Origin of the sequence: Stenotrophomonas maltophilia (assembly GCF_002799155.1) — a bacterium.
GTDB lineage: Bacteria > Pseudomonadota > Gammaproteobacteria > Xanthomonadales > Xanthomonadaceae > Stenotrophomonas > Stenotrophomonas maltophilia_R.
Window position 1 is genome coordinate 2,237,332 of the sequence record NZ_NERD01000002.1, and the last position, 18,678, is coordinate 2,256,009.

At 67.2% G+C, this 18,678-nt stretch carries 18 protein-coding genes; 9 read left to right on the forward strand and 9 right to left on the reverse strand.

Annotated features, from left to right (window positions below; translation table 11 throughout):
* Positions 1-31 precede the first annotated feature (31 nt).
* The 6 genes from hutI to B9Y82_RS11055 all read left to right on the forward strand — a co-directional run bounded on the left by hutI (position 32) and on the right by B9Y82_RS11055 (position 9,156).
* Entirely contained in the window at positions 32-1,255 is a 1,224-nt protein-coding gene (gene hutI, locus B9Y82_RS11030; protein ID WP_100475214.1) for an imidazolonepropionase, read from the forward strand.
* Positions 1,252-2,793 carry a histidine ammonia-lyase gene (gene hutH / locus B9Y82_RS11035; RefSeq protein ID WP_100473257.1) on the forward strand — a complete coding sequence of 514 codons (1,542 nt, stop codon included), beginning with the start codon at positions 1,252-1,254 and terminating at the stop codon, positions 2,791-2,793. The genes hutI and hutH overlap by 4 nt, the downstream gene beginning before the upstream one ends.
* Positions 2,790-3,644 carry an N-formylglutamate deformylase gene (hutG, locus tag B9Y82_RS11040; RefSeq protein WP_100473258.1) on the forward strand — a complete coding sequence of 285 codons (855 nt, stop codon included), beginning with the start codon at positions 2,790-2,792 and terminating at the stop codon, positions 3,642-3,644. Before hutH ends, hutG begins: the two co-directional genes overlap by 4 nt.
* Complete coding sequence (hutU, locus tag B9Y82_RS11045) at positions 3,641-5,308, forward strand: urocanate hydratase (RefSeq protein ID WP_100473259.1); 1,668 nt, start codon at positions 3,641-3,643, stop codon at positions 5,306-5,308. The genes hutG and hutU overlap by 4 nt, the downstream gene beginning before the upstream one ends.
* Positions 5,309-5,456: 148 nt before the next feature.
* Positions 5,457-6,893 (forward strand): serine hydrolase domain-containing protein, encoded by a 1,437-nt coding sequence (locus tag B9Y82_RS11050; RefSeq protein ID WP_100473260.1) that lies wholly within the window; start codon positions 5,457-5,459, stop codon positions 6,891-6,893.
* Positions 6,894-7,044: 151 nt separating this feature from the next.
* The gene (locus B9Y82_RS11055) at positions 7,045-9,156 is read left to right on the forward strand and encodes a TonB-dependent receptor family protein (protein WP_100473261.1); all 2,112 of its coding nucleotides are present in this window, start codon (positions 7,045-7,047) and stop codon (positions 9,154-9,156) included.
* A gap of 46 nt (positions 9,157-9,202) precedes the next feature.
* Here the strand turns inward: B9Y82_RS11055 and B9Y82_RS11060 are convergent, their stop codons facing one another.
* From B9Y82_RS11060 to B9Y82_RS11075, 4 genes are all read right to left on the reverse strand, one after another.
* Positions 9,203-9,721, reverse strand: coding sequence for a hypothetical protein (locus B9Y82_RS11060; protein ID WP_100473262.1), 519 nt, complete (start codon positions 9,719-9,721; stop codon positions 9,203-9,205).
* Positions 9,722-9,913: 192 nt separating this feature from the next.
* Entirely contained in the window at positions 9,914-10,693 is a 780-nt protein-coding gene (locus B9Y82_RS11065; protein ID WP_100475215.1) for a hypothetical protein, read from the reverse strand.
* A 153-nt stretch (positions 10,694-10,846) separates the two neighbouring features.
* Complete coding sequence (locus B9Y82_RS11070; RefSeq protein WP_100473263.1) at positions 10,847-11,230, reverse strand: nuclear transport factor 2 family protein; 384 nt, start codon at positions 11,228-11,230, stop codon at positions 10,847-10,849.
* 52 nt (positions 11,231-11,282) lie between these two features.
* The gene (locus B9Y82_RS11075; RefSeq protein ID WP_100473264.1) at positions 11,283-11,858 is read right to left on the reverse strand and encodes a TetR/AcrR family transcriptional regulator; all 576 of its coding nucleotides are present in this window, start codon (positions 11,856-11,858) and stop codon (positions 11,283-11,285) included.
* Between the two features lie 69 nt (positions 11,859-11,927).
* Between B9Y82_RS11075 and B9Y82_RS11080 the strand changes: the two genes are divergently transcribed.
* The gene (locus B9Y82_RS11080) at positions 11,928-12,473 is read left to right on the forward strand and encodes a thioesterase family protein (protein WP_100473265.1); all 546 of its coding nucleotides are present in this window, start codon (positions 11,928-11,930) and stop codon (positions 12,471-12,473) included.
* 3 nt (positions 12,474-12,476) lie between these two features.
* Here B9Y82_RS11080 and B9Y82_RS11085 read toward each other — a convergent pair whose 3' ends face one another.
* Positions 12,477-13,199 (reverse strand): hypothetical protein, encoded by a 723-nt coding sequence (locus B9Y82_RS11085; RefSeq protein ID WP_238381596.1) that lies wholly within the window; start codon positions 13,197-13,199, stop codon positions 12,477-12,479.
* A 67-nt stretch (positions 13,200-13,266) separates the two neighbouring features.
* Entirely contained in the window at positions 13,267-14,397 is a 1,131-nt protein-coding gene (locus B9Y82_RS11090) for an agmatine deiminase family protein (protein ID WP_100473266.1), read from the reverse strand.
* A 105-nt stretch (positions 14,398-14,502) separates the two neighbouring features.
* Between B9Y82_RS11090 and B9Y82_RS11095 the strand changes: the two genes are divergently transcribed.
* Complete coding sequence (locus B9Y82_RS11095; protein WP_100473267.1) at positions 14,503-15,387, forward strand: LysR family transcriptional regulator; 885 nt, start codon at positions 14,503-14,505, stop codon at positions 15,385-15,387.
* Here the strand turns inward: B9Y82_RS11095 and B9Y82_RS11100 are convergent.
* Positions 15,362-16,150, reverse strand: coding sequence for an SGNH/GDSL hydrolase family protein (locus B9Y82_RS11100; RefSeq protein WP_100473268.1), 789 nt, complete (start codon positions 16,148-16,150; stop codon positions 15,362-15,364). The genes B9Y82_RS11095 and B9Y82_RS11100 overlap by 26 nt on opposite strands.
* Before the next feature lie 49 nt (positions 16,151-16,199).
* A complete protein-coding gene (locus B9Y82_RS11105) occupies positions 16,200-17,165 on the reverse strand; it encodes a DUF2268 domain-containing putative Zn-dependent protease (protein ID WP_100473269.1) in 966 nt (321 codons plus the stop codon).
* Between the two features lie 138 nt (positions 17,166-17,303).
* Here B9Y82_RS11105 and B9Y82_RS11110 point away from each other — a divergent pair, with 138 nt between their 5' ends.
* A complete protein-coding gene (locus B9Y82_RS11110; RefSeq protein ID WP_100473270.1) occupies positions 17,304-18,287 on the forward strand; it encodes a hypothetical protein in 984 nt (327 codons plus the stop codon).
* A gap of 10 nt (positions 18,288-18,297) precedes the next feature.
* Here B9Y82_RS11110 and B9Y82_RS11115 read toward each other — a convergent pair whose 3' ends face one another.
* On the reverse strand, positions 18,298-18,618 hold the full coding sequence (locus B9Y82_RS11115; RefSeq protein ID WP_100473271.1) for a hypothetical protein: 321 nt from the start codon (positions 18,616-18,618) through the stop codon (positions 18,298-18,300).
* Between the last annotated feature and the right edge of the window lie 60 nt (positions 18,619-18,678).

The following is an 18,678-nucleotide window of genomic DNA, read 5'->3' on the forward strand; positions in this document are numbered from 1 at the left end:
GACATATAAGCACAGCCGCGTTGTGGATGCCATGCACGTCGATACCCTCTGGTCCAACGTCCACCTGATCACCCTCGATGGCGAGGGGCTGGGTGTCATCCGCGATGGCGTACTGGCCTGCGCCGACGGCCGCATCGTTCATGTTGGCGCGGCCGGCAGCGATGCCCACCTGCAGCCGACCACCCGCATCGACGGCGAAGGCCGCTGGATCTCGCCGGGCCTGATCGACTGCCATACCCACCTGGTCTACGCCGGCAACCGCGCCAACGAATTCGAGCAGCGCCTGCAGGGCGTCAGCTATGCCGAGATCGCCCGTGCCGGCGGCGGCATCGTCTCTACCGTGCGCGCCACCCGTGCCGCCACGCCCGAACAGCTGGCCCTGGAAAGCCGGCCACGCCTGCTGGCGATGCGCGCCGAGGGCGTGACCACCCTCGAGATCAAGTCCGGCTACGGCCTGACCCTGCCCGACGAACGCAAGCAGCTGCAGGTGGCGCGTGCGCTGGGCGAGGAATGCCGGGTCAACGTGGTGACCACCTTCCTCGGCGCACACGCGATTCCGCCGGGCCGCGAAGCACAGGAATACACCGACGAGGTGTGCAACGTGATGATTCCGGCCATCGCCACCGAAGGTCTGGCCGAAGCGGTGGATGTGTTCTGCGAGAACATCGCCTTCTCGGCGGCGCAGGCGCGGCAGGTTTTCGAAGCGGCACGCGCCAACGGGCTGGCGGTGAAGATCCACGCCGAGCAGCTGAGCAACCAGCATGGCGCCGAACTGGCGGCCAGCTTCGGTGCACTGTCGGCCGACCATATCGAACACCTGGACGATGCCGGCATCGCCGCGATGGCCGCCGCTGGCACCGTCGCCGTGCTGCTGCCCGGCGCGTTCTATTTCACCCGCGATACCACCCTGCCACCGATCGCCGCGCTGCGTGCGGCCGGCGTGCCGCTGGCGCTGGCCACCGACAGCAACCCCGGCACCTCGCCACTGACCAGCCCGCTTCTGGCGATGAACATGGGCGCCACCCTGTTCCGCCTGACCGTGGACGAGTGCATCGCCGGCTTCACCCGTGAAGCAGCGCGCGCACTGGGCCATGGCGAGCGCATCGGCCGCCTGGCCGTGGGCATGGACTGCGACCTGGCGATCTGGGACATCGACGCCCCCGCCGACCTGGTCTATCGCATTGGATTCAACCCGCTGCACGCGCGCGTGGTGCGCGGACAGCCCGACCTGCCTGCCTCCTGGAGCAACACATGAGCAACACCCTGGTTCTTCGCCCCGGCCATGTCACTCTTGCCCAGTGGCGGCAGGTCTATCGCGGTGCGCCGCTTGCACTGGACCCGGCCGCGCTGCCGGTGGTGCGCGCCAGTGCGGCGGCCGTCGCCGCCATCGTCGCCAAGGGCGCACCGGTGTATGGCATCAACACCGGCTTCGGCAAGCTGGCCAGCGTGCGCATCGAGCGCGAAGACCTGGCCACCCTGCAGCGGAACATCGTGCTTTCGCATGCGGCCGGCGTGGGCGAGCCGATGCCGGCCAGCGTGGTGCGCCTGATGATGGCGCTGAAGCTGGTCAGCCTCGCCCAAGGGGCTTCAGGCATCCGCGAGGAAACGCTGCTGCTGCTGGAAGCGATGCTGGTCAAGGGCGTGCTGCCGGTGGTGCCCGCGCAGGGGTCTGTGGGTGCCTCGGGCGACCTGGCGCCGCTCTCGCACCTGGCCAGCGTGATGCTGGGCGTGGGCGAAGCGTTCATCGGTGACGAACGCCTTCCGGCAACCGACGCACTGGGACGCGCCGGTTTGCAGCCGATCGACCTGGGCGCGAAGGAAGGCCTGGCACTGCTCAACGGCACCCAGTTCTCCACCGCCTATGCGCTGGCCGGCCTGTTCGAGATCGAGACCGTGTTCCAGGCTGCGCTGGTCACCGGCGCGCTGTCAGTGGAAGCGGCCAAGGGTTCTGACACACCGTTCGACCCGCGCATCCATGAGATCCGCGGCCAGCGCGGGCAGATCGCCACTGCGGCCACCCTACGCACGCTGATGCAGGGCTCGGACATCCGCGAATCGCACCGCGACAACGACGTGCGCGTGCAGGACCCGTACTGCCTGCGCTGCCAGCCGCAGGTGATGGGCGCGGCACTGGACATCCTGCGCCAGGCCGCTACCACCCTGGAAATCGAAGCCAACGGCGTGTCCGACAATCCGCTGGTGTTCACCGATACCGGCGAAGCACTGTCCGGCGGCAACTTCCACGCCGAGCCGGTCGCCTTCGCCGCCGACATGCTGGCGATGGCGGTGTGCGAGATCGGCTCGATCAGCGAGCGCCGCCTGGCGATGCTGGTCGACCCGGCGCTGTCCGGCCTGCCGGCGTTCCTGACCCCGCGCCCGGGCCTGAATTCCGGCTTCATGATTCCGCAGGTGACCGCCGCGGCGCTGGTCGCGGAAAACAAGCAGCGCGCCTACCCGGCCAGTGTTGATTCGATCCCGACCTCGGCCAACCAGGAAGACCATGTGTCGATGGCCGCGCATGGTGCGCGCCGCCTGATGCAGATGGCCGAGAACGCGGCCAACGTGATCGGCATCGAACTGCTGGCCGCTGCGCAGGGCTGCGACTTCCACGCCCCGCTGCGCTCCAGTGCCGCGCTGGAATCCGTGCGCGCCACCCTGCGTGCGCAGGTGCCGACGCTGGAAGAGGATCGCTATTTCCATCCGGACATGGTGACCGCCACCAACCTGGTGCGCAGCGGCGCGCTGGCGCAGGGCCTGGCCGAACTGTTGCCGACTGTGGAGCCACAGGCATGAACGCCCATCCCGACTGGCTGACGGTGCACGAAGGCGATGCCCCGTTGATCGTCAGCTTCCCGCATACCGGCAGCGAGCTGCCGCACGACCTGATCGGCGACTACCACTCGCCATGGCTGGCCCGGCGCGACGCCGACTGGTGGGTGCACGAACTGTACGATTTCGTGCGAGGCATGGGCGCGACCACGGTACGCTCGGCGATCTCGCGCTCGGTGATCGATCTCAACCGCGATCCCAGCGGTGTGTCGCTGTACCCGGGCCAGAACACCACCGGCCTGTGCCCGCTGACCACCTTCGACAACCAGCCGCTGTACCACGCCGGACGCGAACCCGACGACGCGGAAATCGCGCGCCGCCGCGACACGTATTTCCTGCCTTACCACGACGCGCTGGCTGCGCAGATCACGCGCCTGCGTGCGAAGTTCGGCACTGTCGTGGTGTATGACGCGCACTCGATCCGCTCGCATATCCCGCACCTGTTCGACGGTGAACTGCCGCAGTTCAATCTCGGCACCGCCGGCCCGTCCGGTGCGCCGGATACCTCCTGCGACAACGCGTTGAGCGATGTGGTGGAGAACCTGCTGAAGATCAGTGGCATGAGCCAGGTGCGCAACGGCCGCTTCAAGGGCGGCTGGATCACCCGCCACTACAGCAACGTCGCCGGCGGCGTGCACAGCCTGCAGATGGAGCTGGCCTGCCGTGGCTACATGCACGAACCCCTGCCGGACCAGGTGGACGAACACAGCTGGCCCACCCCGCTCGACCCCGACCACGCCGCACCGCTGCGCCACACCCTGGCGCAGGTGCTCAATGCCTGCCTTGAATTCGCTACGAACCGGAGCGCCGCATGACCCGCAACGACCCGTCCCGCACCATTGCCGCGCCGACCGGCACCACGCTCAATGCCAAGAGCTGGCTGACCGAAGCGCCGCTGCGAATGCTGATGAACAACCTGCACCCCGACGTGGCCGAGCGCCCGCAGGAACTGGTGGTGTACGGCGGCATCGGCCGCGCCGCGCGCGACTGGGAGAGCTTCGATGCGATCGTCGAGACGCTCAAGCGCCTGGACGACGACCAGACCCTGCTGGTGCAATCGGGCAAGCCGGTGGGCGTGTTCCGCACCCATGCCGATGCGCCGCGCGTGCTGATCGCCAATTCCAACCTGGTGCCGCGCTGGGCCAACTGGGACCACTTCAACGAGCTGGATAGGAAGGGCCTGGCCATGTACGGCCAGATGACCGCCGGCAGCTGGATCTACATCGGCGCACAGGGCATCGTGCAGGGCACCTACGAGACCTTCGTGGAGATGGGACGCCAGCATTTCGGTGGCGATCTGACCGGCAAGTGGCTGTTCACCGGTGGCCTCGGCGGCATGGGCGGCGCGCAGCCGCTGGCTGCCGTGATGGCCGGCGCCTCCTGCCTGGCCGTCGAGTGCCGCAAGAGCAGCATCGACATGCGCCTGCGCACCGGCTACCTGGATACCTGGACCGACAACCTGGACGAAGCGCTGCGCCTGATCGATGAATCGTGCAAGGCCGGTACGCCGAAGTCGGTGGGCCTGCTCGGCAACGTTGCCGACGTGCTGGCCGAACTGCTCAAGCGCGGCGTGAAGCCGGACCTGCTGACCGACCAGACCTCCGCGCACGATCCGGTGAACGGCTACCTGCCGCAGGGCTGGACGGTCGAGCAGTGGGACGAGAAGCGCGTGAGTGCGCCGAAGGACGTGGAGAAGGCTGCGCGCGCGTCGATGGCCAACCACATCCGCGCCATGCTCGGCTTCCACGCAGTGGGCGTGCCGACCGTGGACTACGGCAACAACCTGCGGCAGATGGCGCTGGAGGAAGGCGTGGAGAACGCGTTCGACTTCCCCGGTTTCGTGCCGGCCTACATCCGCCCGCTGTTCTGCCGAGGCATCGGTCCCTTCCGCTGGGCGGCGCTGAGCGGCGACCCGGAAGACATCGCCAAGACCGACGCCAAGGTGAAGGAACTGATTCCGGACAATCCGCACCTGCACCGCTGGCTGGACATGGCCGCCGAGAAGATCAAGTTCCAGGGCCTGCCGGCACGCATCTGCTGGGTCGGCCTGGGTGACCGCGATCGCCTCGGCCTGGCCTTCAACGAAATGGTCGCCAACGGCGAACTGAAGGCGCCGGTGGTGATCGGCCGTGACCACCTGGACAGCGGCAGCGTGGCGTCGCCGAACCGCGAAACCGAAGCGATGGCCGATGGTTCCGATGCGGTCTCCGACTGGCCGCTGCTGAACGCCCTGCTCAACACCGCCAGCGGCGCGACCTGGGTATCACTGCACCACGGTGGCGGCGTGGGCATGGGCTTCTCGCAGCATGCCGGCATGGTGATCGTCTGCGACGGTACCGAGGCGGCGGCCAAGCGGATTGGTCGCGTGCTGTGGAACGACCCGGCCACCGGCGTGATGCGCCACGCCGATGCAGGCTATGAGATCGCGATTGATTGCGCGAAGGAAAAGGGACTGGATCTGCCGGGCATTCTCGGCTGATCGCAGGGTTGCCGGCCAGCGGCCGGCACTACCGGAAACATGTGGTAGTGCCGGCCGCTGGCCGGCTCTCCCCGATACGGCAACGGTGCCCTTGACCCGCTCTTCCGCCGTGACCAACATGCGCCATCACCGCTGATGGGACACCGCGATGTACCGCACCCTTGCTGCTGCATTGCTCTGTGCCCTGGCCATCGCCCTGCCCGCCTCGGCGCGTGACGTCCCTACCGGCCTCTCTTCCCGGCTCGACGCCCAGCTGCAGAGCAACCGCGAGCGCTACGGCATCGCCGGCCAGGCCGTACTGGTCGCACACAACGGCCAGGTGCTCTACCAGGGGGCCAGCGGCGAACGCGATCCCGCTGCCCATGCGCCTGCCACTGGCGATACCATCTTCGCCGCGCAGTCGATGGCAAAGCTGCTGACCAGCACGCTGGTGATGCAGCTGGTCGACCAGGGCAAGGTGGATCTGGACGCGCCGGCCAGCCGTTATGTGCCGGACCTGCCATCCGCATGGCAGGGAATCCACGTACGCGATTTCATCAACCACAGCTCGGGTATCGGCGAGTACTACGACCGGGTGGACAACCGTTGGGTGAGCAAGGGCTACATCGGTGTGGCACCCGACCTTGCAGCTGCGCTGAAGGTGGCTGCGGCGGCACCGATGCAGTTCGCCACCGGCAGCCGCGTGCAGTACACGCAGGCCAACTACCTGGTACTGACGGCGCTGCTGGAAGCGCACTACCGCAAGCCCTACCCGGCCATCGCGCGCGAACGCATCCTGCAGCCGCTGAAGATGACCCGCACTTCATGGGGAGCAGCCAGCGTGCCGGCGCAGCGCGCAGCGGTGCCGTACATCGGCAAGGACGGCCAGCTGCAGCCAGTAGACGAAGACCCCTGGCCGGACTACGGTTGGGGCCACGCCGACCTGCAGACCACCGTGGGCGACATGAACCGGTTCCTGCAGGCACTGGCGACCGGCAAGCTGCTGCGCACGTCCACGCTGGAAACGCTCTGGCAGCGGCAGAAGCTGAGCGGCGGCGGCAGCAACTTCTTCTCCACGGGCTGGGACACCACCCGCAGCGACGGCTACACCCAGGTCGGCCACGATGGCGGCACCCGCGTGCGTGCGCGACTGGCCTACAAGGGCACGCTGGCCAACGGCTACTGGGTGTTCGTGTACCTGACCAACGGCAGCGCCCGCAACGTGTGGTCGAGCACGCTGGTGGAAAGCACGATGGCGGTGGCCGCGCCCGAAGAATTCCCGCATGCGGTGTTGTCCGAGCGATTGATCGCGTATGCGCTGGATGACAGCGCTGGCGCGGCCGAAGCTGTGCATCGCTGGCTGCGCGACAGCAACAAAGTTGCTGCCAGTGAACTGGAACGCGCGATCAATGCCGATGGGTACGCGATCCGCGAAAGTCTTGGTGCACGCAAGGCGGTGAAGGTGTTCACGCTCAACACCGAGCTGTATCCGGATTCGGCAAATGCGTGGGACAGCCTGGCGGAGTGTCATGCCGCGCTGGGTGAGAAGGAAACGGCTGACCGGCTGTATGCGAAGGCCAAGGCGCTGGCGAAGACGGCTCTGTAGTGTCGAGCCATGCTCGACTCCGGGCAGACAAGCAGTCGAGCATGGCTCGACACTACAGAGCGCCGCAGCGGACCATACGCGGGAGGTGGGTGACGCGGGGCTGCTGACCTGTTAACTTGCGCGCCACTTTCGTGGTTTACAGCATTTCCGCATGTCGCTCTCGCCGTACCGCCCCACCCCTCCGCTGTTGTTCCTGGCCGTTTCCTTTGGCCTCTCCACCACCGCCGCTGCCGCGCCGCAGGCAACCACCCTTGATGCGGTGCGGGTCACTGCTGCCGCCGATGCCAGCGCCCAGGCGCGCGAGGCGCTGAAGCGCGTACCCGGCGCCAGCAACGTCATCGACGTGGCCAAGGCCGACAGCCGCTTGTCCAGCAGTGCCGATGTACTGGCCTACCAGCCGGGCATCAGCGCGCAGTCGCCGGGCAACGAAGGTACCAAGGTCTCGATCCGGGGCTCGGGCATCAACCGTGGCCCGGGCGCGCATGCCTCGGGTATTGCAGTGTCGATCGACGGCCTGCCGCTCACCGGCCCGGGCGGCACCCCGTACGAGCTGCTGGAACCACTGTGGCTGTCCCGTGTGGAAGTACTGCGCGGCGCCAACGGTTTCGAGCGTGGCGCATTGGCGCTGGGCGGTGCCATCGACTACGTCAGCCGCAGCGGCCGTGATTCGGGCGGGGTGCAGCTGCACTACGAAGCCGGCAGCCGTGGCTACCAGAAGCGTGGCATCAGCTGGGGCGGCGTCAGTGGCGACGTCGATTACTTCCTGGCCTACACCGATACCGAGTTCGATGGCTATCAGCGCCATGCGCGCGGCGATGGCAAGGGCGCGATGGCCAACATCGGCTGGCAGATCACGCCCGACCTGCAGACGCGCTTCTTCGTACGTTACCGCGAAACGAATCACGAAACGCCCGGTCGCCTGACCCGCGACCAGATCCGCAACGACCCGCATGCCGCGAATGCGGCCAACCTGGCCATCGATGCGCGTCGCCCTCAGCCGGGCAGCACCTGGGTGGGCAACGTCACCACGCTGCAGATCGATGAGGGTTCCTCGCTGCAGGCGGGGCTGGTCTACCACACGTACCCGATGGACTTGAACGAGAGCCTGTACCGGCAGCAGCTGGACTACGCCAACCTCAACGCCACGCTGGACTACCGCCGCCGCCACCGGCTGTTCGGTCTGGACAGCGAAACCACGGTCGGCCTGCGTATCACCCACGACCTGGACGCCGATGTGCGCGAGTCGCTACGCTTTGCCAGCAACGGCTATGCCGCCGGTACGCGCACGCGTGATTTCCGCCACCACGGCACCGACAGCACGCTGCACGTCGGCAATACCCTCACCTTCAATGACCGCCTGCGCATGCAGACCGGGCTGGCACTGATCAACACCCGTCGCGATGTGCAGGTGACCTGGCCGAGCAGCGGCGGCCGCCTGCGCGACCGCGACTGGGACTACGCACCTCGATTGGGCTTCACCTGGCAGCACAGCGCCCAGACCCAGTGGTTCGGCAACCTCAGCCGTTCGGTGGAGGCGCCGCACCCGTGGTCGATGATCTGGGGCTCCAACCAGTACTTCGGGCCGGGCAATGGCCCGTCCACTGGCCGCCAGCGCGCGCCGGTGCCGATGCAGAACCAGACGGCCACCACGCTGGAACTGGGTGCGCGCGGTGACGCGGCGCTGGGTCGCTGGGAACTGACCGGCTACTACGCACACGTGAACCACGAACTGCTGAGCGTCGAACTGCAGCCGGTGCCGAACCTGTTCATCGCCGAGAACAACGCCAGCCCCACCGTTCACCGCGGCATCGAAGCCGGGTTGGACAGCACCTTATGGCAGGCTGCGCCGGGCCGCCTGTCGCTGCGCCAGGCGTATACGTTCAGCGACTTCCGCTACCGCCATGATGCGCGCTTCGGCAGCAACCGCCTGCCCGGACTGCCGCGCCACGCCTACCAGGCCGAGTTGCGCTTCGATCACGCGTCCGGCCTGTACGCCGCGCTGAATACCGAATACGCCTCGCGCATCGCCGTGGACTACGCCAACAGCTATTGGGCCGACAGCCACGTGATCTTCGGCAGCCGCATCGGCTACGACGCACCCGGTGGCCGCTGGCAGGCCTGGGCGGAGATGCGCAACATCGGCAATCGCCACTATGCCGCCACGGTTACGCCGGGCTACGACGATGCCGGCAGGGATGTCGCCCGCTCGACGCCGGGCGAAGGTCGTGGCGTCTACGCAGGTGTGCGCTGGCGCTTTGATTGATGGCCGCAGTCGGCGCCGGGTGTGATCCGGCGCCGCCGTTCCAGGGTCAGCCGATACGCCAGGCCGGCAGGCGCTCGCTGCGCTTCCAGATGGAAGGCGCAAAGCCGATCAGCACCAGTGCCGCCAGCCACTTCGGCGAGGTAGTGAGCAGTGTGGAGGTGAGCGAGCCATCAACGGGTGCGGCCATTTCCTGCCAGGGGTTGTAACCCAGGTAGAGGATGCTGCCGGCCCACCACAGCAACGCCGCGCCGATACCCACCAGCAGCAGGGCCAGCGTGCGGCAGGTCCAGCGCTGCGAGGTGGTGCCCCATTCCCGCGATGCGGCGATCAGCAGGCCGACCACCAGCAGCGACACCAGTGCCACCAGGCCGATATCGACCTTGGGTCCAATGCGCTCATAGGTACAGGCGCGGCATTGCGCCTCTTCCGCGGCGGTGGCAGCTTCGGCGCCCTCAGCCTGCGCGGCTGCGGGCTGTGCCAGTGCTGCAAACGGCAACAACGCTGCCAGCAGCGTCACCATGATCCAACGAAACAACGTCCTGTTCCTGCGTGCGGCGACATCCATGCGCTCTTCCTCGTCAACGGTTGTGTGTTTGGACGGGCGTTCGGATAACCGGCGTCCCTGTTCCCTACCCAGTACGACAAGCTTCGAATAGGCGAAACCGCCAGGACACCAATTCCGGGCGACCGCGATCATAGCCCACTGTCCACTGCTGCTGAAAACGGTCCGGGCTGGCCATTTCAAGGACGCCCCCAACTACAGCGCCGGGATGACCTGCAGCAGATGGCTCGCACCGGGCGCGAGTTCCTGCGCGAGCCAGCCCAGCATCGCGAAGAACAGCAGCAACCCGAGCAGCGGCCAGACCGTATGCGACACGCATACCCGCCACCACCCTTGCTGCTGCATGCCCTGCATGCGCCGGTACAGGCCTCCGGCGATCGCCGCGTCCACCAGCAGTTCAGCCATCAGCACCGGCGCCGACCACACCACCCACACGCTGGCCAGCAGGACGGTCGCCACCAGCGCGACGAGGCCGAGGATCGCCAGCAACGGCAAGCCCGCTTCATCTTCGGCCAGCCCGGTCAACGGCAGCTCACCGGCATCGCCGCCACCGGCCGGCGCCGACTCGTTCCACGATGCCGATGCACCACCACCGCCGGAACGGCCGCCGACGCCGCTCCACGGTGATTCCACGGCACTTCCGCGTGGCGAGGGGCTGCCACCACCCACATCCGGCGACAGCCCATCCAGCACGTTGTCCCAACGCCAGCGCATCCAGATCCACATCAGCAGCAGGAACACGCCATAGGCCAGCAGCACGGCCATCGGATAGCGAAGCAGCATTGCGTCGATACCGGCCAGCCGCAGCAGATGCGAAGCAAGAAAACCAGCCGCACCGGTCAGGGCCACGATCAGCGCCATCTGCAGGCGCGGCCAGCCGCGCTGCTGCAGGTGCTGCCGCGCGCGCACGACTTCGCTGCCGCGGTTGACCGGCAGCTTCAATGGACTGCGTGAAAAGAAACGGGTGCGTTTCATCGGCGCCACCGGGTGCCGCGGATCGTGCAGCATGGGAGTTCGAGGACCTGATGTTGCATGCGGACATCCTTGCCGGGCACGCGTAGGCGGTGGTGCGCGGATTCTACCGCGGGCAGGTCCGCTGTCCAGCCGGCGGACCTGGGCGGCCGTTGCTCAGCTGCGGTCGATGATCCGCACGATGCGACCGCCCTCAAATGCGAACTCGCTACGTCCCTGCAGTGCCAGTTCCGTGCCCGCACCGGGGCCATCGGGCATGTCCTGCGCGAACACGCCACGCCAGCCGATGCTGGCCAGCGCTACGTCGTCCTTGAAGGTCAGCTCGAGCAACCGCTGTTCGCGCTCACGGAACAACGGCGCCGATTGCCGTGCCAGTTCGCCGAAGGCATCGATGCCTTCGGTGACCATCGTCAGCTGGCCATCACTGTGATTCTCGAAGCGCACGTTGTGCGCCAGCACCGCCAGCATGGCATCGATGTCGAAGCGGTTGTAGGCCAGCAGGTAGTGCTCGATCAGATGGCGGCAGTGCGATTCGTCCATGGCGGCGTCCAGTCAGGGCCTGCGCCGAGTCTCCCGCGACCGTGCCGCCGGATCAAGGCGGCGCAGCGGCTTTCAGCAACTGCGCGGCCACGTGGTCGAACGGGGCGATGTCCTGCAGCGCGCGGCACATCGCCACCGCACCTTCCACGCTGGCAATCACCAGGCTGGCCAGCCCGCCCGCAGCGGCCGGCTCGTGGCCATCGGCGACGAACGCCGCCGCCAGGTGGCCCTGCCAGCGCGCGAACACTTCCGCAGCCGCCGCGCGGGCCTGGCTGGGCGTCGCCTCAACCGGCTCCTCCACGGCAGCGGCCAGCACCGGGCAGCCGGCGCGAAAACCGGAGCGCAGCAGGCGCTCGCGCCACATCGCCAGGAACTGCTGCAGGCCCTTCACCGCCCCATCCTTCAGCAGCTCCACCAGCAGCGCCTCGACCTTGTCGCCGGCCATGTGGGTGGCACGCGCCAGCAGCTCCTGCTTGCCGCCGGGAAAGTGGTGGTAGGTGGACCCTAGCGGCGCCTCGGCCAGCTTGGTCACTTCACGGATGCTGGTGGCATTGAGACCCACGCGCGCCAGCATCTGTGCCGCAGCATCAATCACGCGTTGAGGCGCATCAGAGGGGCGCGGGCTCACGGCAGGTTCCTTGCCAGGACAGTCGTCATAGATTAGCGTACCGACCGTTCTATAACAGTCGTCATAGCCATGAATCTCTGGTTCCGCCTGCTCCACCTGCTGCTGTGCAGTCTGTTCCGGCCCAGGCTGGAGGCCCCGTTCGGGGTCTCGCGGCTGCAGTTCCGGGTACTGCCCAATGACCTGGACAGCAACCTGCACATGACCAACGGCCGCTACTGGAACATTTTCGACCTGGGCCGGCTGGACCTGATCCTGCGCATGGGCCTGGGCCGGGTGGCGCTGCGCGAGAAATGGGCACCGATCGTCGGCGCCGGCACCATCCAGTTCCGCCGCGAACTCAAGCCGTTCCAGCGCTTCACCCTGGAAACGCGGCTGGTCGGCTGGGTCGGTTCGCGCGGCATCATGGAGCAGCGCGTGCTGATCGGTGCCGAGCAGAAGATTGCCACGCGCGCGCTGCTGGTCACCGGCATCTACGATCGCCGCGCGCGCCAGTTCCTCGGCATGCCCACGATGATGGAAGCGATCGGCGTGGTCGCCCCGCCGTCGCCGCCGCTCAGTGCAGCCGCCGAGGCGCTGCTGGCGGCCGATGCGGCGTTGAAGCAGGACGATGCCTGAGCCTCAGGGAGCCGCCACCGGCATCATGGGCTGTCCGCGCGATACGACCTGGGTGCGCCCACCCACGTGCAGCACGTATTCGAAGGACTGCCGCATGCGGCTGTACGCGCCCCCATCCGGTACACCGTAGTTGGCGCCCACGCTGAGGGTATGCCGGCCTGGCGGCAACGGCTTGATCATCACCCAATAACCATCCGCAGCAGCCAGCCGCGAGCGTTCGTCCTCGGCATCCATGCGGAAGCAGCCTTCGCTGCGGACCCGATGCCTGCGCATGTCGCCCAATGGCTGGCCGTCCAGCAGCACTACCGCGCTGATCAGGTAATCGTTGTTGACCGCGGCCCCTGCCTGCAGCTCCTTGCAGGACACACGCTCATCCATCTGGTAGTGCGCCATGTTGATGATCGGCAGCAACAGGTACTTGCCGGCCGGCACCACGCATTCGCGATGTGGCCGGAAACGGCCGTTGGTGCCGGCCAGGTTCCAGACCGGACCCTCCTGGCCCAGATCGCACACACGGCCATCCGGGTCGAGATAGGGCGCGCCGCCCTGGCCGTCGGCCCACCGCCACCACCGTGCGGTCCATTCGGCCAACGAAACGCCGCCCACCGGTTCACGCGTCAGCGGCGAAGGCGCCGCCGTGCCTGCACTGAACGCCGGCGCGGCGGCCAGCAGCAATGCCATCGTTGCGCCGCCTCGGCGCAGCCAGCCCTGGATTCCCTTCCGCATCACTCGCTCCATCGTCCCTGGCGGCCACGCTGCGTGGCCGGCTTACGCGCCACTGTACCGTGACGGGCTAGACCTTGGGCATGTTCTTGGTCACGCAATGGATGCCGCCACCACCGCCGGCAATCGCATCGATGTCCACCTGCTCGATCGCCCGGCCCGGATACAGATCCTCCAGCAGCTCGCGGCAATAGCCATCGGCTGCATCGTCTCCGAACTGCGGCGCGACCACGGCGCCGTTGATCGGCAGGTAGTTGATGTAGCCCATCGCCAGATCATCGTTGTCGCGGGTATGCACGTTGTCGCGCCCGTCCAAGGGCGGCGGCAGCGTGTGCACCTGCAGGCGACGGCCATCGGCATCGGTGGCCCCGCGCAGAATGTCCAGATGCTCGCGGGTCAGATCGTAATCGTAGGACGCCGGGTCGTTGTCCAGGTTGGCGATCACCACGCCCGGCCGCACGAAACGCGCATAGAAGTCCACGTGCGCATCGGTGATGTCCTTGCCGGCGATACCGGGCAGCCAGATCACCTTGCGCAGGCCGAGGTGGTGTTTCAGCTCGGCCTCGATATCCGCGCGCGACCAGTCCGGATTGCGATTGCGATTGACCCAGCAGCTTTCGGTAAGGATGGCCGTGCCGTGGCCATCGACTTCGATGCCGCCACCCTCGCCCACCAGATCGCTTTCCAGCAGCGTGGCACCGGTCACCTGTGCCAGCCACGGTGCCACCGCGCCATCGTTGCGCGCGCTCTGCTTGACGCCCCAACCGTTGAAGTTGAAGTCGACCAGGCCGAGGCCACCTTTGCCATTGGTGACGAAGCAGCCACCGTAGTCGCGCACCCAGATGTCGTCCAAGGGCACTTCCAGGAACTCGATGTTGTCGCGGCCGCAGCCGTCCTGCGCCTGCTTCAACTGCGCCGGGCGGCACAGCACGCTGACCGGCTGGTGGCGGGCGATGGTGCGGGCCAGCCGTGCCACGGCGGTGTTCACCGCATCGGCCCGCGCACCCCACACCCGCGGCTGCGCGGCGAAGGCCAGGAAGACGCGTTCCTGCGGCCCATGTTCATCGGGCATGCGCCAGATGCCTGCACCCGGTTCCGCGGCAGTCACGCGCCCCGGCAGGCCGGCCAGGCCAAGAGCAGCAAGGCCGCCAAGACCGGCGGCGCCCGCCAGCTGGGTGAGGAAGTGACGTCGGTTGGTCATGACAGGCTCCAGGGCCGGTGTGGGATGGGCGCTATGCTGCGCTTGCCGATACATAAGAACAAACGATAGATTCAGCCACCAATTGAACAGTTTTACTTATCTGAAATGCTCAAGCACTGGCCACCGCTGAACGCCCTGCGGGGTTTCGAGGCCGCCGCCCGGCTCGGCAGTTTCCACCGTGCGGCGGAGGAACTGCACCTGACCCAGTCGGCCATCAGCCAGCAGATCCGGGGCCTGGAAGCGTCGCTGCAGCAGCCGTTGTTCTTCCGGCAGGGCCGCAGCGTCACCCTCACCGATGCCGGCATCGACCTGCTGGAAACCACCCAGTCCCTGCTGCGGCAGCTGGCCAGCGGCATCCGTCGGCTCGACCAGTACCGCAAGCCGAATCAACTGATCGTCAACACCAGCCCGGCCTTTGCCCGCCACTGGCTGGTGCCACGCCTGGCCAGCTTCCGCCGGCTGCATCCCGATGCCGACCTTTGGCTGCTGACCAGTGAGGAAGCCCCGGACATGACCACGCAGACGCTTGACGTGGCGGTACGTGATGACCTCGACTCGCAGGCGCAGTGCCAGCATCGCGTGCTGCTGCAGGACCGTCTCTATCCCGCTTGCCACCCCAGGCTGCTGGCCACGCCCGTGCACGAGCGCCTGACCCTGCATGGGGAACGCGAAATGGACTGGAGCCAGTGGCAGGTACAGGGCGGTGCCGATGTCGGCCAGCGCCGCGAGGGCATGAATTTCTCCGAGCCCGGGCAACTGCTGGATGCCGCATGCCAAGGGCTGGGCATCGCGCTGGTCAGCGAACTGCTGAGCGCGCGTGCGTGCGATCAAGGCCTGCTGCAAGCCCTGGATGATGCACGCGTGCGCGGCCCGCGCTGGAGCTGGCTGGTGCATGAGGACAGCGCGGAAGACCCGTTGGTGATCAGCTTCTGCGAGTGGCTGTTGGCGAGCCTGCCCGCCGGTGCTACTTCTGCTGCAGCGCGCGCTTGACCGCCGCTTCAGCCAACGGCGCCATCACCGCATAGCCCTTCGCCGTGGGATGCACGCCGTCGACGGCCAACTGCGGATCCAGCCCACCGGCGGCATTGGCCATGGGCGTGTAGTAGTCCAGATAGACCAGTTGCTGCACATCGGCATAGCGCTTCAACGCCGTGTTCAATGCACGCACCTTGGGCGCAGGTGCCGTGCCCGGCAGCCACGGGTAATCGCTGACCGGCAGCACCGATGCCAGCACCACACGGATGCCGTGTGCGCGGGCCAGGTCCACCATTGCGTGCAGGTTGTCTTCGATCATCGCCTGCGTGGACGGGCCGGTGTTGCCGGCGATGTCGTTGGTGCCGGCCAGGATCACCGCCACCTGTGGCTTCAGTGCCAGCACGTCCTGCGGGAAACGCACCAGCATCTGCGCCGTGGTCTGGCCACTGATACCGCGGTTGAGCCAGCCCTTGCCCGGGAAGAAACCGGCACTGCCTTCCCTGCCCCAGCCTTCGGTGATCGAGTCGCCGAAGAAGACCACGCGTGGCTGACCCGGCACCGCCGCAGGCAGTCGCGCGTTGGCGTCACGATAGCGTTGCAGCTCCGGCCAATCGGCCAGGCGCTGCTGCATGAAACGAACCTCGTCGGGGCGCAGCTGGTCGATGGGCGTCTGCAGCAGCGGATTGACTGCGACGGCTTCGGCGGCGCCCAGCGGAGAAGCCATCGCGAGGCCCAGCGTCACGACGGTGGCAGTGGCAAGCTCAACAGGTCCACGCATGCGGATACTCCTGAAATCATCTTCCGCAGTCTAACGCCATGCCCTGTGCTCAGCGCACAGCCGTACGCGCCGCCACACCCGTGACTTTCGCAGGCATCCACATGCCTGGCGTCCAACCACTGGCGGCGAGGATCGCCTTCGGATTGTCCTGCTGGATCAGCGCACGCACCGCATCGCGCTTGTCCTTGGCCTGCAGGTAATAGGCCTTGGCGATGCGGTAGCCGACCCAGTAGCCGAGGTCATAGGGTTCCTGTGAACCGGGCTTGTAGTTGTACAGCCACGGCGACAGGTCGGTGCTGTCCACGTCCAGCGCAAAGGCGCTTTCAATATGGACCTCCCGGCCGCGCGTCCAGGTGGCGTGGCGACCGTTGCCGACGTTGCCGGAAATCAGCTCGGCAATGAACTCAGCGATGCCTTCGCCCAGTGAAACACGCAGCACCGTTGCATGCGGGTCGCCCGGCTCGAAGTCGGTCAGGCCGGTCTGCTGGATGTGCACGTACTCGTGCGCGATCACGTGCACGAAGCGGTCCTGCACATTGGGATTCATGAAATCCGCTGCGCACAGCGCTTCCAGGCCGATGATCACCCCACTTTTCGAGGTCAACCCGACCGGACGGCCACGGCCGACCGCGATGGTCACCGGCGGAAACGTGGCCTGCGGATAAATAGCCTGCAGGTTACTAAACACCTGCACCAGGCGCTGCTTCACCGCCGGCAGCTCCGCAAGGCAACTGCGGCCCTTTGCATACACCTCGGGCTGGCTGGCAATGGCCTCGGCAATACGCTCGGGCGTGACCCGGCGTGCCTTCGCCAGTTCACCCAGGCCCGTACTGCCTTCGGCCAGGTAACCGGCCAGCTGGGCGACACTGGGCTTGCCGCCGGTGCTGTCGTAGAGCGCGTAGAAACGGCTGGCATCGGTGGTAAGGATCTGCGGCCCGGGCGGGGTACCCGCCGACGCCACGCCGACCACCCCGGCACAGGCCAGGGCAAGCAGGCAACGCAGGAAACTGGACATCGCTCCGTCCTTGGTGGAGTGCATGCGAAGCGCGCAATCTACCACTCCGCCCCGGCCACCGCAGCGGGTACATGCGGCCCCTTCGGGGCTGTGCCAGACTCACTCTGGCACCGGCCATGGATGATGGAGCACCGTACGATGATGATCGTTCCCGCGTACTGGGCTGAAGCCCGCCTGCAGTCCCGCTTTCGTGGCCGGCCGGTGGTGGTGCGCCGCTTCGGCTGGTCCGACGAAGGCCCTGCCCAAGCCCAGGCCCACGCCGACGCACGTGCCCATGAAGCCCTCAACGCCATCATCGCCGGGCAGGTACTGCCGCGCCGCGAAGTGCGCAGCAACTACGGCGTGGAGGGCGTGCCGATCCGCGAGCAGATCGTGCAGCGCGACGGCGATGTCATCATCACCCGCAACAGCTATGGCGCGCTGTGCCTCAACAGCCCCGACGTGCTGTTCGCCGATATCGACCATGCACAGCCACCAGCCGGGTGCGTGATACCGGCCATCGTCGCTGCGGTCGTACTGCTTGCCGGTGCCATCATCGGCACCCTGCTCTGGCATTGGCTGGTGGGCCTGGTACTGGGCGTGGCGGCAGTGCTGCTGGTCAACACGGCCCTGCTGATGCGGCGGAAGCAGCGCCTGGCCGCGGCCGGCGGTGCTGAAGGGCTTGCGTTGAAGCGCGTGGACACGTTCAGTGAACAGCATCCTGATTGGCATCTTCGCGCCTACCGCACCCCGGCGGGGCTGCGCGTGCTGGTGATGCATGCCACGTTCTCACCCGAGGACGAGCTGCCGCAGGACTTCTTCAAGGCGCTGGGCACCGATCCGTTGTATGCGCGCATGTGCCGGCTGCAACATTGCTTCCGTGCCCGGCTGACCCCCAAACCCTGGCGTGTTGGCCTGCGATATCGCATCCGCCCGCCAGCGGCGGCATGGTCGGCCGAGCAGGCCAGCAATCCGGATCGCCTGGCCTGGATTGCCGACTACGAAAAGAAGAGCGCTGGCTTTGCCGCCTGTACCTACCTGCGCAGCTTTGGCGACACCACCCGTGTGCATGCCAAGGCCGAGCATGTGCGCGAGCTGCACGACCGGCTGTCGCACGCGCAGGACCGCCTGCCGCTGGCGTGAAGGTGGAGGCTCAGTCAGCACCCTGCACGAACGGCTGCCCTGCCAGGGTAGTGCCCAGCCGCACCGCGACCTGCTGCCCGCCCTTTTCGAAGGTTGTCGTGCAGCGGGTTCCCCCCTTCTGGCATCCGACTTCCGGAAAGCCCTCGAGCGACTCAGGCGTGCCCTGTACCGGGCGCGCCTGCCACCCTGCCGCATCCAGCAGGCGCTTGGCCTTGGCATAGGGCATGCCGGCAACGATGCCAAGCTGCGCCAGTTCCGACGGGAGTGACTGGGCATGCAGGCTCGGCGTCATCCCCAGCGCCAACACTGCGGCAACAAGTTTGGACTTCATTGGTGAAACCCATGGCGGACAGCAACAGACCTGCAGCGTATCGCAGCTTCCGCGCGCCAT